10 protein-coding genes and 1 tRNA gene are annotated in these 16437 nt (G+C 35.9%); all 11 read right to left on the bottom strand.

Annotated elements, in window-relative coordinates; all coding sequences use genetic code 11:
• Window positions 1-9 precede the first annotated feature (9 nt).
• The 11 genes from AABK36_RS10140 to AABK36_RS10090 all read right to left on the bottom strand — a co-directional run bounded on the left by AABK36_RS10140 (window position 10) and on the right by AABK36_RS10090 (window position 16336).
• Window positions 10-480: a GPW/gp25 family protein gene (locus AABK36_RS10140; RefSeq protein ID WP_309939869.1), complete on the bottom strand. Its 471-nt coding sequence runs from the start codon at window positions 478-480 to the stop codon at window positions 10-12.
• Window positions 481-493: 13 nt separating this feature from the next.
• Window positions 494-895 carry a PAAR domain-containing protein gene (locus AABK36_RS10135; protein ID WP_309939868.1) on the bottom strand — a complete coding sequence of 134 codons (402 nt, stop codon included), beginning with the start codon at window positions 893-895 and terminating at the stop codon, window positions 494-496.
• A 6-nt stretch (window positions 896-901) separates the two neighbouring features.
• Window positions 902-2443, bottom strand: coding sequence for a phage baseplate assembly protein V (locus AABK36_RS10130; RefSeq protein WP_309939867.1), 1542 nt, complete (start codon window positions 2441-2443; stop codon window positions 902-904).
• Window positions 2440-3120, bottom strand: coding sequence for a CIS tube protein (locus AABK36_RS10125; RefSeq protein ID WP_309939866.1), 681 nt, complete (start codon window positions 3118-3120; stop codon window positions 2440-2442). Before AABK36_RS10125 ends, AABK36_RS10130 begins: the two co-directional genes overlap by 4 nt.
• 178 nt (window positions 3121-3298) lie before the next feature.
• Window positions 3299-3769 carry a phage tail protein gene (locus AABK36_RS10120; protein ID WP_338390324.1) on the bottom strand — a complete coding sequence of 157 codons (471 nt, stop codon included), beginning with the start codon at window positions 3767-3769 and terminating at the stop codon, window positions 3299-3301.
• Window positions 3770-3833: 64 nt separating this feature from the next.
• A complete protein-coding gene (locus AABK36_RS10115; RefSeq protein ID WP_309939862.1) occupies window positions 3834-4292 on the bottom strand; it encodes a phage tail protein in 459 nt (152 codons plus the stop codon).
• Between the two features lie 287 nt (window positions 4293-4579).
• On the bottom strand, window positions 4580-6688 hold the full coding sequence (locus tag AABK36_RS10110; protein WP_309939861.1) for a phage tail sheath family protein: 2109 nt from the start codon (window positions 6686-6688) through the stop codon (window positions 4580-4582).
• An 18-nt stretch (window positions 6689-6706) separates the two neighbouring features.
• Window positions 6707-8080 carry a hypothetical protein gene (locus AABK36_RS10105; protein WP_309939860.1) on the bottom strand — a complete coding sequence of 458 codons (1374 nt, stop codon included), beginning with the start codon at window positions 8078-8080 and terminating at the stop codon, window positions 6707-6709.
• Between the two features lie 1214 nt (window positions 8081-9294).
• Window positions 9295-12360 carry an eCIS core domain-containing protein gene (locus AABK36_RS10100; RefSeq protein ID WP_309939858.1) on the bottom strand — a complete coding sequence of 1022 codons (3066 nt, stop codon included), beginning with the start codon at window positions 12358-12360 and terminating at the stop codon, window positions 9295-9297.
• A 1095-nt stretch (window positions 12361-13455) separates the two neighbouring features.
• On the bottom strand, window positions 13456-15621 hold the full coding sequence (locus AABK36_RS10095) for an eCIS core domain-containing protein (RefSeq protein ID WP_309939856.1): 2166 nt from the start codon (window positions 15619-15621) through the stop codon (window positions 13456-13458).
• Between the two features lie 631 nt (window positions 15622-16252).
• A tRNA-Leu gene (locus tag AABK36_RS10090) sits at window positions 16253-16336 on the bottom strand.
• Window positions 16337-16437 lie beyond the last annotated feature (101 nt).

The following is a 16437-nucleotide window of genomic DNA, read 5'->3' as shown; positions in this document are numbered from 1 at the left end:
GTATATTTTTTAGGCGACTCCCTCCATGATGTAAAATGGAAGGGTCAAATTAAATCTAGAGCTTTCTGTTCTCAAGCTATAGGCTAGTTCTATCCTTAAAATATAGGGTTCTAAACTGTCTGCACTAACTTTTACTTCTAATAAATTAATTCTTGGTTCGAATAGAATGATAGATTGCTCAATGGTATTCTGCATACTGGTGATTAATGAGTTATTAATCGGTTTAAACATATATTGCCAAAGGTCACAACCATAAAGGGGGTGAGCAATCCTTTCTCCTGGAAGAGTGGTAAACAATATCAATAAGCTTTCTTCGATATCTTTTTTATAACTTAGGTCACTAATTTGGCTTCCTTGATTCTGAAAGGTTGGTAAGAAGGGCCAACCTGATCGGGCATACTCTCCGCTTTCATCAAAACTAGGGTCGTTATTATCAATGGGATTAAGACTCGGTCTCCTTATTTTTAATTTTGGATTCATTTTGCTTCAAAGATTAAGATAGATTTACAGATGATTTCCCTTTAATCTTGCCCATGGGTAATGGAGCTGGATCATTACAAGTGAATACCTTATGTTTAATATTAACCGCTCCAAAATGATTAATTTTCACCTTCTTACTCGCCAGCATTACATTTCCTTTGTTCGTCGGATTAACCATAAATTTGATTCCTTTAGCCACATGTTTGGGATCATTCTTTCCTCCGCTAAACTGTTTAGCTGCGGGTTTTCCTTCTACTTTTACATTTGTGCTTAGGCCCTGAGTAAATTTACCATGAAAAGTATGAGGCAAAGGAAGGGTTACCATGCCCACAAAGGGCATAGGAATTTGTACCAAATGCAAATCGGTTGAAGATTTAAAGGTGTCATTTTTCTTTACTGCTGCTGCTCTACTCATGATGGTTTAATTTAAATTAATGGAACGCCCTTTTAAGTCAATATTTCCTCCAGAAGCCTTGAGGGACATTTTTTTGCTGCTATTAAGATCTATCCCTCCTTTACTTTCGACTTTTACGCCTTCGCTTTTTCCCAAAATCACCTGATGGTTATCTGGCGTATGCATTTTTATAGAATGTTTTTTATCTTCAAAGAGGATTTGTAATTTCCCTTCAGATAAAAAGCCCATTGGTGTATCACTCGATAGCTTAAAGGGACTAGGAGGATTTTTATTTCCCAAATAGGAAGAAGTTAAGATAATTCCCTGGCTCAAACTACCATGCAAAAAAGCCACACAAACGGTTTCTCCTTTTTGAGGAATTCTGAAATAACTCTGAGAAGAACCTGCGGACAGCTGACCTAAGAAAGCCCAAAAAGTCTCTTTGCCAAAAGCAGCAATCTTAATCGGTATACGTCCAAGACCTTGGGGATCTTTTTGTAAACTTTGGACCTCCCCTAATTGCATATCAAATTCAGTAGATTTTTCCTCAAAAAAGTCTTCCGATTGCATCCCCACTCCTATTTGGGTATACCATACGCCTTTTTCAATATAATGTGTCACCTTAGTGATAGGAATCTTCTCTTCGTAACCTTTTGGTACTTTAAGCAACTGAAGAGATTGCATCAGATTCACACTAGCATCTCCAATAACGGTAACTCCCCCTTCCCATGCCATCATTTTTTGTTGTAGCAAAAAAGATTGTAAGGCATGTTCGGCTTCAGCAATCTCTGTGAGATCAAGGGTATTCGTTTCCATTTTTGGCGCATCAACATCAGAGGCCAAAGGGATACTTTTTTCCTTCTTTTCTTTGATCTTATTATTCTTCGGATCCCAATAGGACACTTGAGCTTCTTTGGAAAGATGATTGGCTTTTTGATTCAAGGAAATATCCACGATTTCATCCTGATCAATAGTCAGTTTATAAGTAGAGGAAGTATCCGAATAATCTAAAACACTAAGTTTTCCATCCTGCCAAGCCATAACCAATCCGCAGGACTGAAGCGTCATTCCTATTTCTTCCCAAGCTGTTTGGTTAAGGCTAATCTTCTGCTCATATTTAGGTTGATTCAAACGGCTATTCGTCTTTCCCACACTTAGCCCTTTACAGTCATTGAGTCTCTTTTTAATGATTTCCAAACCGTTTTTCTTCTGATAGAAATAAACACCCGCCTGATTTTTAAGTCTGAAAGAAGGATCTTCTACTTTTAGTTTGATAGCAGGAACTTCTTCAACAGACTCAAAAGCTCTTTGAGTTATGATCCCTTTAAATATTTTGTGATCAATTTCTTTCTGTCCTTCATACCGTATACTAATGGCCAGCTCCTTTCCAATTTTATAGTCATCTTCAGAGAATAAGGGATAATCTGTATTAGGAAAATTCCCAGTGACCATGGTTAGCTCAGCAAAGGGAACCTGATTGACCTGATGTTCTGTTTTTAAATGAATGAGTGCATCACCCACATCTTTTTGTTTCTTACCTGTTAAAGTAACGGTTATAGCCTGATTCATGATTGAAGTGGGTTTAAGGGTGGAATAAGTAGTTCATCCCCTGGCTTACAGGCATATAAATTGTCAAGTTCATTGGCCTGTGCAATCAGCTGAATATGATCCACATTGTTATAGTATAAATAGGAAATATAGGCTAAAGATTGGCTCTCTTCCACCCGATGGACATGGTAGAGATCTGGAGATTGTTTGTTGTTTTTTTTCTGTTGAGTTCCAAAATCTTCATCTTCTACAAAATCAAGTTCTGCCTGGGCGATAAGTGGAACTCCATCTTCGTCAAATTTTTGATAGTCAATCTTAATATTTGTTGCTCTGCAATAAAATACAGACAACGTACCCCATACTAATTTTAAAAAAGGAGGTTGATGAATCTTACCGCTAAAATCAACCGTATTTTTTTTCAAATCCGTAATCTGATCATTAACTGTTTGAGCACTATTCTCATTAATCGTCATCAATCCTGACGCTTCTAATATTATAGTAGCTTTTATAGTACTTTTTCCTCCTGAATTAAAAGCTGTATGAGGCAAGCTTGCATTGATAGTATTTACTGAAGAGTAGAGATTTTCTTGATATACATTAAAGCTTTCGGGATTTATCTCACATTCAAACGATCCCATCTGCTTAGACCTCTTAGAGTCTTCATAAGAATATATTTTTAATACTTCTAATTTCGGCATATGATATTTTATGTTTAAGTCATGAGAAATTGGATGCTTGTATTAATCTTACTATTTACTTTAATGTCTTTCTCAATCATTCTCCTTTGTATTCTCTTTAAAAAGAAGATTTTGCTATTTTTAGATTTAAATATTACTTGGAAATAGAACGCTTATTTTGATCGATTACTTATAATATCTATTTTACTCGTATGAGTTTGTAATAATCAAACTCTATACTCGTAATTATCACCTCACTTGATCTACTATTCAAATCAGATATCTTCCAACTAACAGGATATGCTCCCTTCACCACCCAACTTTGTTGTATATCCATTAGTGAATTTCTTAAATAGATATATACATCAGATTTATCTCTTTGTATGTACATATTTCTAAATAATTCATAGGGGTCTTTCAAAAGCCCTTTGTAATTAGTCTCTGAAAATAATGCCTTTTCGATTTTTAATTTTTCATATTGTATGCCTTTAGGTACTCTTAATATACCATTAGTTGAATCTACACCTTCTTGCTCCATACTAAAGCCAAGCCCTGATACACTTTGAGCATTTAATACTACCTCCCCTTTTTTACTAGTATATTTGATAAGAAATTGATACTGCAACAGTGGATGTGACTCCTGATGATAACTTTTAGTTGAATTACTCATATAAATAATCTTCATTTAGAATGACCTTTCATATGAAAAGCCATTCTAATTTTATATAACCTAATTAAGCTTTAGCCATAGTTAATGTTAAGCCTTTGAGAGTAACAGATTCAAAAGCCACTTCATTAGACTTGGCATCTAAAGTAGGTCCCTCGAAACTTGTAGGAAAGGCATTCGTTATCGTCCATACCATAATCGCTTTGTTTTCATTATCCAATTGAGAAATGACCACTTCCTGCTTTGAAAATTTATCCGAATGTGTCGAGTTAAACCAATCAAATAAGGCTGTATCTCCATTGAACATTCCTTTTTTCATAGTGATTTCTGGAGTAGACAATTGTGCTGGTACTTGATAAATCTTTATCCCCTGATCAGTAGCCTCCTTATATTCCGCACTTTCAAAAGAAAGCTTAAGCCCTGACACTTCACTGAAAAACAATGTGTCTTTATCTCCAATTACTGCTTTATATCTATATGATAATACTGGATACTTTTCGGTGATATCACTTTGCGCATCTGCCATGATATTATATTTTTTTAAATATTTTGAATTAATTTATTTTGAGTGTAAACAAGAGTAGACTAGCATCCTTCAAAAAGAAAAATGATTTAATAAAACCCTCTCTCTTCACCCTCCTCAAAGAGGCATAAAAGAAAATAAATTGGCCTACTAGGGTTATACACTCATTTATTTTGAAGTGAAGTATAATTATAGTTTGAATTACAAGCTTAAATTTTAAATCAGATATATGAAATTAAAATATTATCCATAACTGTAAGTGCTCTATTTAAGCTATAAAAATATAATCATTAACTTCCAATCATCTGTGAGAAGGTCAATTCAATAAACTCTGCAGGTCTTACTGGAGCCACTCTGATCGAAGCTTTCATGATACCATTAAGAATATCTTCATCTGTCATGGTCTCTCCAAGTCCTATTTGCACTTGATAACTACTAGCTGGAGTTGTACCCGCAAAAGCTCCATCGCTATACAAATTGAACAAATAACTTTCGATCATCGTCTTAACCTCTACCCAAGTGTTATGAACGTTAGGCTTAAAGACAAATGCTTCCAGTGACTTGCTGATATCTGTCTCCATAGCGATGAACAAACGGCATACATTGATATATCGCCAGTCCAAACTGTTACCATCGTTGGTTCTTGCGCCCCATACCAATGTCCCTTTACCAGTAAAACTACGAATCGCATTGATAGATTTGCCCGATTCGGCATTGACATTCATATCTTTTTGCTGTCTAGAGGAAACCTCAACCAACGGGCCACGCACTCCTATAGGCGCGATATTAGCAGGAGGTGTCCACACTCCATTAGAGTTATCTACACGACTATAGATTCCTGCCATAAATGGCGAGGATGGAAGGTTCATATAGTTGGTAGCCAAGAAGTTTCTTACTTTTTGGATTTGGGCGTTATCATTATTAAAAGGGTCTAATGAAATATCACCCTCTGGATAAGCTGACGTTTCTAAAGTTGGAGAAATTAATGGATTAACTTGAAATTGAATTAGATTCGAGTAATATAAATTTAATTCATTTACTAAGGTTTGAAAATTTAAATTCTGAGATTTACCATCCGCATCATTTATTTTACTAGGATAAGTGATAGTTATTCCTCCTGTCTCATCCCATTCTAACTTAATAGCTGAAACTTTAGAGTCGAGCTTTAAATTTAACTTCAATGGACCATTAATATAGCTCAAAGTTTTATCTAGAGATTTAAACTCATATCTTGAACAAGTAGCGATTAATGGAAAACCTACATTATCTTCATTCCCTTTTTTTGTTTTCCATGCACCTAATTGGAATGAATTGGTAGAATAAGTAATTGGATTAGCATCAGGATCAGTAAAAAGAATTTCCTCCAAAAACTTCACTTCTACCCAAGGTGATGCTATAGGGTTTACACTAAGAAACTTTTTATTAAGTTGATCTGAAGTTGTTTTATCTGGACATGTTATAGTTAGTTTTTCGTCATCAAGATCAAAATTTATGGCAGTCCCTTCTTTTAATGTTATATATGGTACTTTTTTTATTTTTTTATTAACGTACTCAAAAGTAATAACTTTTTCACCATTCTTTTCTTCTATTACCTCACCTTTAAAATGAGTTTCTCCATCTGAGGTATTTCCAGCATTAACAAAAGTTCCATTATATGTCACATTCGATAAATCATTCTTAAAAGCATAAGGCCTTAAAGTTTTCATATAAGGATAATACGCAGCGGCATACTTAGAATTTTCATTAGTTACTTGACTACGATACTGATTAAGTGCTTCAGAGCTAAACGTAGTACTTTCACCTTTATCTACTACATCGAAAATACAAAACAGTCTCTTTTCTTCACCACAATATTCCATGAACTGATTGCACCAGTTATAGTAATTATTTTCTCCATAACGAATAAGGTCAGTAGGCAAGATCAGTGTCGCTTTTTCAGCTAGTTCAATAGCTTTAGTCACGCCAACTTTATCCACACCACTGGCGACATTATCAAACTTATCATAACTACCTAAAGATACCACATAACATGAACCACCTCCATTCTCAAAGAAAGTAGCCACAGATGGTTGAGTATAAGCAGGAATGTATTCTTTGCCACCTCTCATGTTTTGGGCTGTATAATAAAACTGACTACCTGCCTCATTTTGAGTTATTTCAATCGTTCCTGTAGTATCTGGGCCACCGAAGTATTGTTGATACTCTAAGGTACTATTGATCATCACTGGGATTTTCACAGTATCAGATTCTGGAACATTTGGTAAATCCTCTCCATTTGGATAAGTTGCTTTTTCAGTAAAGCCTAGTATCACTGGAATAGCTGTAGCATTAGCTATGATACTAGAGCCAAATGCATTTTCTTCTTTGACGTAAACGCCTGGAGTTTTAAATGTACTCATAAATAATTTTTGAAAATATTATAATGAAATAGTCTTATGTATAAAATGGGTCAGCAGACCCAACAGATTTTTATCTGAGCCGTAGATGATTTCTTCGAATTCCTTATCATTAGTCGGTTTGACATTTTCTGACAATGCAGTTACTTGCTTCACAGTTTCCTGACTCACCTTATCAAACTCTCTGATTTGGTATATTATTTTTTCTTTCCGTTGCTGTAGAGAATAAACCTTTTGAAGTTCTTTAAGCTTATTGGAAAACCTATCCTCTATCCATGAAAGTCTCTCTATTAGCTTAGAGCCCGCCTGCTTCCAAAAGCTTTCGGATTCAAATACTTGCCCGTCTATAATTTGCACCAAGGTCTTTTTTAACTTGATCATCATATCATTCATCTGCCAGGCTTTAAGAATGTACTGCGAAGGGATCATCATATCTGATTTTGACAATTCTGTCATAGTCATTTCTTGATGGTGCAGGAGTGAAATCCGATCATTAAAAGGGCTACACACATTGACATACGAAGTCCCTGTGATGATATGCTTACAGAATAATGTCTTTACATATTCAAGCGACTTTATAAAACCATGAAGAACTTCTTTGTCAAGCCCTCTGCTTTCTTTTATCTTGTTTCTTTGCTCTGTCAAAACTCGATTTATAAGAGAAAAGAGAAATATATAGCCCCAATGAAGAGTTAATATCGAATATATCTCCTTCTGTACTTCATTATAATGCTTAATCAGCTTACGCTTTCTCATTCCTTCCAAGATTCCTAACACTCCCCACTCCTGATGAATTTTTTCAATATTCTGAATCAATGAGTTCAGCTCATTGATGATCGGCTCTTTGATAGTATATATTACAGATACCGGCAATATATCATCTTCTGACACTGTGCTGTCAACAGCAGTTGATTTGACCATCGGTAGTACCTTTATATCACCACTGATAAGCACATACTTTATTTCATATCTGAGAATGGGTATCCCCGGGACATGAAAGGCACTCCAAATATCAATCTCATCACGATCCAAAAACTGCGAAGGGAGTATGCTCAATGAGTACTCTGCTCCATTGTATCGCATGGTGAAGGTATTGTGATTATAAAGAAATCCGATCACCTGAACATAGCAGAGAAAGGCTGATTCATAATCTTTAAGATTAAACAGAATAAGAACATCAAGCGACAATTTCAAAGGCGGTTTCGTCTTGATTCCCTTGGTTTCTTCTCCCTGAGGTGTAAATGAATCTATTCCTTGGATCTGTCTAGCTTCCTTCGAACCGAATACTGCTATATTGACTGACTCAGGCATCAATGGCTGTTTGGAATCAAGTGTTATCCATTTAATATCCGGGCCATGCCCATTACCAAGAATATTTTCCTTTATGCTTCGCATAAAATATCTAAGCACTTCATATACCATATTAAAGCGGAATATTTATATCTCTTAAAAATCTAATTTTAGATTTATATTGAATAAATGAAAGATTTACTTGTTTTTATATCTAAATAACAATTACCGAACAGGCAAGCCATATAAATGTGAGATGAGGGATGCGAAAAATTTCATTTTCGACACTACTCGCATGTAATATTCAATCCATTATTTAAACAAATAATCATTTGCAATGGAAATCAAACAGAAACTTTAGCAGGGAAAGCTCTTCATATCAGCACTACAAGTCTTTAAACACATATTTTCTAAAAAACAGAAAAAAACATCACCTATATACAGATTAATCAATATAAATTGCAAAAATTGCCTTAGAAAGCTCTTCAAATCGAAAACTCAATGATTATCACATCTTTTGAGACGATACATTAATAATTCCCCCTCTCATTAATCTAAGTCTAAAAAAGACAAAATAATACCCATTATGAATTCACATCAGCCATAAAGCTATTAAAACAACTACAAAAATGTCATCCCCTTTCAAAAACAATACTATATTACCCCGTGATATAAAATGAAATATTTTTCCCCAAACACTAGCATTCAAAAATTGTATTATATTAACCCTATAAAAATTCTCAAATTATGTATCAATGATGCAAGCATCATTGATACATAATGGTAAAACTATATAAAATTGAATTTTTCAGTAAATTTACAAAACTGTATAATGTTAAAAACCACTCATATTCGAGCATAAAAATCTACTTTAGAAAATTCTAAACAATTGAAAAAAAGTATCACAAACAAAAGCTGATAGTAAAAGAGAAGCAAAGTGTAAAAGTCTATCGCAAAATCATAGACTTGATTAAGGGGCGTTAAGCTGTAATATTTAGATTTGTCAAACTCTAACGCTTGGAGAAAATACTACAATCCTGCAAGATTATTTATTATAACACAAAGATTTCTTGTGGCACGCTAGAACTTACCCTAAATCATTTTCATCAAAGCCACCTCTAAACTTAAAAAACTACTACTCTTTAAAAAATCATTTAATTAGAAAAAAACTCCTCTATGAAAAAAAATACATAACGATCTTATTATAAACTTAGAATAAAATGCTAATAGATATTTCCCAACTCAAGCTAATCTTATAAAAAACACCTATTAGCATTTAATTTCTCATTTATCCTTTACATACTTAACTTATTAGTATTTTAAAAAATATTATTTAGTTCTGATAATTTTTGCACCCATTTTTCTTGGAAACCCTGTTGTTGCTTTAAGTTGAAAGTAGAATCAGGCTCCTTCGAATTAGGCCGTGGAAGCGGTGCTTCGTTAAGAGGCAAGTGCCTTCGCTCCCATATGATCAAGTTAGTGACATAATCAGCAAGGACTGGTGGGATTTTTGTAAAACCACTTGCCATGTGAGCTGCAATAATAGTCGCATCACTGGTAATAAAGTTAACACCTTGCTCCACATAAAAAGGCATATTATTTTCGGAAGCTTCAATCATACTTCTTGAAGAAGTTAATTGATCATTCAATACAACATTTTTAGGCAAACTATAAACAGCCCCCCCCATGTGAGAAGTGATACGGCCACCATAATTATCTGTTTTCACCATATCATAATACTCTTTAAGAGTGTCAAAAATATTTTTCGTCTGTGTAAACATCGTGGATAAAATACCAAAATAGTTTTTAGAAAGGTCTTTTTTATTGATAATAGCTCTTCGTAAATCATTATTTGCTTTATAACAGTCGATAAGTGCTTTGTGAAAGTTATTATAATCACTTTTGAGTTCACTTACTTTTTGGATATTCTGTGCAGCTTCTAATTTTGAAGAAAATTCTTCTCCCAATATTAGGAATGTATTTAGCTTTTCGTGAAAATCCTTAACTAAACTCTGCTCTTCAATAACTTCTTCTGCCAATTCATCCAGTAGTTCATTAGGTGCCGTTTTTTTCATTTCCTTAAAAGATTCACTGATATAGGTATATTTCATACGATTTTCACCTGCTAAGCGGGAAGCCATACCACCGATAAATTCTAGAGATGTATTATCAGTTTCGTCATTCGGGTCTTTTTTTGCTTGAAGACCTAATACCTGAGGCAGTTTTTTAGGCATTGATTCATTAGATGGACGTTCTAATTCACGGATAGAGCCAATAATATTTTCAATTTTTTGAACAGTTGTTTTATCTCCGAATTCTTCTTTCTGAGCAATATTTATTTTTCCTTCAGTAAGTCTAGGTGAGACTGGATCGTAATTAAAACGTTGATTTTTATCATAAATAGCTTCAAGGTTGTTCGCATTCTCGATATCAGGGAATATTCTCTGCATTGCACCCACATCAGGCCCTGTGCCATGTACCATAATATGCCCTTGAGCTGTTCCAACTTCATTAGCTTCGTTTTGTCTGCTAGCCCGTGTACCATAACCGACATTCACACTTTTTTGACCAATTGAAGCTGTTAAATAATCGTGTTTGATTACTGTGATTCCATTATAGGTTTTAATCAGCTTACTTTCATCTTCTGAATTTTCTAAAACTTCGTCATACCTCGATTCAACAAACTCGTTATCAGTACCTTTTAGAAAAGCGGGCCTTCTTTTTTCTCCGCTGCCAATAATCCAAGTGAGCTCCTCATATCCCTCACGAATTGCTGTGGACATTACATCAATTGCAGCATTTGGACCTACAACGACTATAGACTTAATTTCATCTTTTGGAAGCTTGCCTTCTTCTTGTGCGACTTTAAACTCATCCATGTTCATGACACGATTGATTTGCTTTTCTGTTTGTCCCTCCCCAGTAATTCCTCCAGGATTTTTGTGCTTGCCAATCCCCATGGCTGCGACCACTTTTTGTGCTGCAAAAGTGCCGTCATTTGTGGTGATGAGATAGTATTTAGTAGTGTCTCCTTTTTTGACCACACTTTGTATATTTCTTTCAAACAATGGCATGGTTTCTAAGATGTCTTTTAATTCTTCAGAAAAGGCTTCGCGTTCAGCAAGTCCATCAGGTCCATATAATTGACCTCCCTGATAGTCTGGAGCAATCATATTCATCGGATGGTTTATCACTCCTTTTTTGCCTCTTTCTCCTGCCCAAGGTTGAAGATTTCCGATCAATGCAGAATTCCGAAGGTCCATAGATTGAAAAGCACTTAAAAGATAATAAACAGCACTTGCCCCTGTCCCTAAAATAACCTGTTTGAAAATGGGTAAAACTTCTTCATTATTAATGATGACTTCGTCCTTGAATTTAATCCAGTCGTCACTTTCTTTCTTTTTATCCTGATTTGCTATTTTTTCATCTTCTCGGCTTTGCTTTGTCGGGTTGACTTCTCGTTGCAGCCTATAATAAAAAAGAGCTAATTCCTGATCATGTGCCAAATCAAAAATACCATGGTCAATACTACTCTCATACATGTTATTGATATATTGTTCTAAATCTTCATTATTCAATAAAGCTTCAACATGTTCTGGATGATCAAACTTTGTCAGGTCTTTTTTAACTTTTTTCAGTAGTAGTGCGATCTCTTGCCCAGGAGACTCAGCCTGTTCTATCATCGGACGGACAGTAATAAACTGTCCTTGAAGAGTTTGAGATGATGAGTTTTTTTGTCTGCTTCCAACAAGTTCAAGTTCTTGTTGCTTGTCATTTTTCCCCCTCATTTGTAGTGCCTTACCCCCCATCACATCAGCCTCCTTCTCCAACCCCTCATCATCATTGACATTCACTTTACCTTTCATCTGCTTTGTTGGCTTCACCCTTCCTTGCTTTTGCTGAACAACATGCCAAGCTTCATGAGGCAAGTGTTTTTCTTGTCCCGAAGCTAAGTGAATATCAGAGCCTTGAGCATAAGCATGGGCTTGTAGCTGCGCAGGCATGTCCGAATTATAATGCACCTTGACATCGTCCATCGAATAGCCCGAAAGGTTCTCCACCCCAGTCTTAAGCTTATCCGGCAAGCCTGTGTTATTAGGCTTTGAAGAAGTTCCATGATTGACAGCCTCTCCTGTATCATCTTTCTTTTGCAACGGCATTTGATCAGGGGGAGTGTTCCATATTTGAAATCGCTCGCTGGACTTCATCGCATCTATATCCGCATGAAGTTGAGCGATACTCATATCACTGTTTGAATTTTCGAAACTGGAATCCGGCCTGTCTTTTCTTCGCAATTGAGCCGCTTTCCAATTAGCTTTCATTTTCTGATCAGCATGACGCTGAGCACCATTATTTTGATGATAGTCTCGTTGAGGTCGATTCATAAAAAATTATTCAATTGCCAAAAAATCACATTTTGAATTTAGACAAAGCATCAAATAATTTATATTACAGCGTATATCAAAGCTTAATTTTTAATATGCAAAAAAGGCTCTTCAATATCTTGCCACACCTCAGCATTATATCTTCAGAAACCCTTTTCCGCAACATCAAGAAGATGGAATTCTCAGGCATAAAAACCTACAATGGACATTCCAAGCGACCATGTGGCAACTTGAACATATTCTTGCAGTTCGCCACCGAAGTGGAAAAAAACTACTTCCTCGATACATTAAAACTACAATTTTCTTCCAACCCTAATTTCATAGTATCATGAACAAATATTTTCTAGCTAAAATCGAATACAAAAAAGAAAACGTCACACAAGCCCATAGGCTACTATTCAGCCAGAGTAGATTTAGCCTGAACCAAGCATGAATAAATGTAGAAACCCTAAAAATGGTTAATTATCTAACACTGATGCTTTTATGCTTCATTCCTCTGATTAGAGAGGAATTGAAGTATATCAACCTCAATTGGTCTGTTTGTTTAGCTTTAGATGTTTCACTAGTATTTTTTATGTATAAAGCCAGTGAAACGAAATTTTTCAAATTATATAAATATAGAAAAGGACTAAAAGACCAAATAAAAAACCTCGAAGCTATATGACTAAAAAAGTGGTAATCAATTTTATACCTGATCTTAACGATGAAGATTAGATTTGAGGGGCGTATGAAAAAAGCTTGCTATGATTAGCAAGTTTTTTTTATGGCCTTCATATTGGGCTCTGCGAGCAATACGAAGACTTAGTTGTTATGGGCTTTTTTAATTACCGCTGTTTATATTCACGTCACACCTCGTGTCTCTGTTGACGAGTAGTTGCTTCGCATAGTCGAATGCATTCCACTCCACACATACGTTATTTTTTTACTTTACTAAAGTCACACAGATCCACGTACACGCTATAACAAGGGAATATCCAGTGCCTGTCCCAGTTGAGGCTATTCTGCGGGTTAATCTTTTTGTAGTACCTGTTCCATGTGTTGCCATGTGTTTTGTGCTCTGAAGCTAACTTTAAATTTACGGTTTCTTTATTCTGCCTATTTTGGAATGGTTTGTACCCAGGTTCGGAAAAACTGTCGTTTGTAGGTCGCATCTTGTGGCTGAGGCACCTTACCTTCATCTAGAAGCCCACTCATTTGTCGCTTGAGGGGGTGAGCAGAAAGTGGATAGCGTTTTGTCTCAGTATCTTTTTTGCATGTGTCTTCGCAATGGGCCAAAGCTACGGTATCCAATTGATGTCTTCCCGCATTAGCGAAAACCTCTTCTACTTTAGGTCGAGGTAATCCTGTTGCTGCTAGTTCGTCTCTTTTAATGTCTAATCGACCCGATTCGATCAAGTCCATTACTTGCTTCTGTCCAACAATAAGCGCATGTTTATTTTGCATCTCTTGATATAAAGCTTCACCACCAAGCTTTTTTTCTATTTCTGCGGTAGTTTTGGATTCAGCTCCTTGCAGAATAAAGTTTGCTTCTTTTTCAGATAAACCCGTTGCTAGTAATGCTGCTTTATCATGAGGGGCATCGGGTGCAGACGACTTCAATTTGTCGATAAACTGATAGGCTTTCTTACCTTCGCCATATTCGCCCATTTTTTCTTGCATGCCTTGATAGATAGAATTACTAGTAAGGTAGGCATTCATTTCGTTTACAGTTGTCTTATCTTTAGTCTGAGTTATAAATTTGGCTGAATCTTCAACAAAACCCATGTCTATTATTTGTTGTTTCGTGACTTCCTTTGTGCCTTCTTCCTTCAACAAATTGGTAAGTCGATAAGCGACTATATAATCTACATCAATAATCTTTTCATCTAGCATTTGTTGTTTGAGATCATCCGAAGAAATGTTAGCGCCATAAGCTCTATGCTGAAGATACGGCGTGGTATGATGAATCATCTCGTCTACGAAGCTAACAACACCCCCAGGAGGTACTTTTGTAGCTTTAATTTCGTCTGCCAGAGGAAGGCGGTCCCTTTCTGATGCTAAATCGGCCTTGAAGACGTCAGGAAGTTTGGCTGCTGTATGCTCGTCATGCTCATCAACAACAGGTGGATTGAGTACAAATTCGGGTCCTGGAATTTCTTCCTTATTGTTAAAATTTAAATTTACGAAGAGTGACTTTCCAATAGAGTCTTTGTGGAATCCAACTGCGTTTTTTGGGCGTTCATAATAGAAGTCTATCTCGACCAAAATCCGGTTGTCTTTACCAATGGATGGGTTTTTCGTAAAGTATTCGATTTGACCTGCTTGCTCTAAGGTTTTTATTAAAGTACTGATAATGGCACCCTTAAGATCATTATCGTCCTTTACCAAGTCGTAACCGTCTTGTAAGCCAGCGGGGATATCATCTAAGGGTTTTCCGAAGGTAGGCTTTAGTTCTGGCCATGATAATTCTACACTTCCTATTCTAAATGGCGTGTCTTTTACGTCATTTTTAGTGTTTTCTATTTTGTCGCTCAGATAGTTCATGAGTCTATTTTGAAGATCGAACTGTTCTTGAGGAAGCTGATGCACTTTTGGTTCTGACAATTTCTCCAAACCCACCAACTGGGACACCGGAGCCCAAGTCGATCGTTGTTGCAATTCTGAATTGGTAGGTGAGGAAGTAAATTCATTGGCTCTTTGCCCCATAATATCAGCTTGCCGTTCCAGCGCGGGATCATCATTAACATTCACCTTGCCTTTCATCTGTTTTGTTGGCTTCACTCTTCCTTGCTTTTGCTGAACGACGTGCCAAGCTTCATGAGGCAAATGCTTTTCTTGTCCGGAAGCTACATGTATATCCGTACCTTGCGCATAAGCATGAGCTTGAAGCTGTGCAGGCTTGTCCGAATTATAATGCACTTTTACATCGTCCATTGAATAGCCCGAAAGATTTTCCACTCCTGTCTTAAGCTTATCCGGCAAGCCTGTATTATTAGGCTTTGAAGATCCTCCATGATTGCCAGTGCCTCCGATATCGTCTTTCTTTTGCACAGGCATTTGATCCGGAGGAGTGTTCCACATTTGAAATCGCCGGCTGGACTTCATCGCTTCTATATCCTCATGAAGCTGAGTGATACCCATGTCACTGTTTGAACTTTCGAAACTGGAATCTGACTTGTCTTTTTTTCGCAATTGGGCCGCTTTCCAATTGGCTTTCATTTTCTGATCAGCATGACGCTGAGCACCATTGTTGTGAGAATACTCTTGTTGAGATTGATTCATTAAAAAAAATAATAGATTGAAAAATTTGAACCCTGAAATTAAGAAAGGAAGCCTATTATAAATATTACAGCATATAACAGTTCATAGAAAGTGTTATCGCAAAGAATATCAAAATCATTTAATATTAGTTTTTTAACATTATTTCATAATATATTCAAAACTAATTATTTAATTTTGAGTCTTTACAAAACTCTCTTTAAAACTAATGTAATTGAGCTTGCATGAAAAATACTTTCTGCTTCTCCTTCGAATGCGAGTCTGGCCAATCTTAAGCTTATCGAAATTCTCGATAGAGGAAGTAATCGTCTTAATTCAAGTTTTTACTAACTCAATTTTATCTAATTTACCTTAGAGTTACTTTAGGTACTTTCACTCCTTTTGTGTGATTGATTTGGATTGAAAAGAATCCATCAATTAAACTACAACTCCTTATACCTTATCATGATTTTTTAAGCAAAGTCAAGATGCTTAATGTGCCGAAACTCCAAGCAGTTAGAATTGAAGAGTTTTTCTTAAACTACAAAAAATTCAAAAATCAGGTTCTTTGTATTTTCAATATAAACTATTTCCAATTAAGCATAAAAAAAGCGTCCATCCGCTGATGACGCTTACATAAAATTTGATCAGAAAGTGCGTACGAGAAGATTCGAACTTCCACGCTCGTAAGAGCACCACCCCCTCAAGATGGCGTGTCTACCAATTCCACCACGTACGCTTTACGTGATTACTTGCGGTATGGCTTTCTAATTTTTATGTCTGCGCAAAATTTATTTTTTGTTCGCATACAAAATCAAAAACATCCAATCATTTTTAGTT

The organism is Aureibacter tunicatorum, from assembly GCF_036492635.1.
Classification (GTDB): Bacteria; Bacteroidota; Bacteroidia; order Cytophagales; family Cyclobacteriaceae; genus Aureibacter; species Aureibacter tunicatorum.
This window is presented reverse-complemented; position numbering and strand designations above follow the sequence as displayed.

What these genes read in the sequence shown, in the direction of transcription:
- AABK36_RS10125 (WP_309939866.1), bottom strand. Translation starts at nt 3,120, where the DNA reads ATGCCGAAATTAGAAGTATTAAAAATATATTCTTATGAAGACTCTAAG.
- AABK36_RS10105 (WP_309939860.1), bottom strand. Translation starts at nt 8,080, where the DNA reads ATGCGAAGCATAAAGGAAAATATTCTTGGTAATGGGCATGGCCCGGAT.
- AABK36_RS10115 (WP_309939862.1), bottom strand. Translation starts at nt 4,292, where the DNA reads ATGGCAGATGCGCAAAGTGATATCACCGAAAAGTATCCAGTATTATCA.
- AABK36_RS10110 (WP_309939861.1), bottom strand. Translation starts at nt 6,688, where the DNA reads ATGAGTACATTTAAAACTCCAGGCGTTTACGTCAAAGAAGAAAATGCA.
- AABK36_RS10140 (WP_309939869.1), bottom strand. Translation starts at nt 480, where the DNA reads ATGAATCCAAAATTAAAAATAAGGAGACCGAGTCTTAATCCCATTGAT.
- AABK36_RS10135 (WP_309939868.1), bottom strand. Translation starts at nt 895, where the DNA reads ATGAGTAGAGCAGCAGCAGTAAAGAAAAATGACACCTTTAAATCTTCA.
- AABK36_RS10130 (WP_309939867.1), bottom strand. Translation starts at nt 2,443, where the DNA reads ATGAATCAGGCTATAACCGTTACTTTAACAGGTAAGAAACAAAAAGAT.
- AABK36_RS10100 (WP_309939858.1), bottom strand. Translation starts at nt 12,360, where the DNA reads ATGAATCGACCTCAACGAGACTATCATCAAAATAATGGTGCTCAGCGT.
- AABK36_RS10120 (WP_338390324.1), bottom strand. Translation starts at nt 3,769, where the DNA reads ATGAGTAATTCAACTAAAAGTTATCATCAGGAGTCACATCCACTGTTG.
- AABK36_RS10095 (WP_309939856.1), bottom strand. Translation starts at nt 15,621, where the DNA reads ATGAATCAATCTCAACAAGAGTATTCTCACAACAATGGTGCTCAGCGT.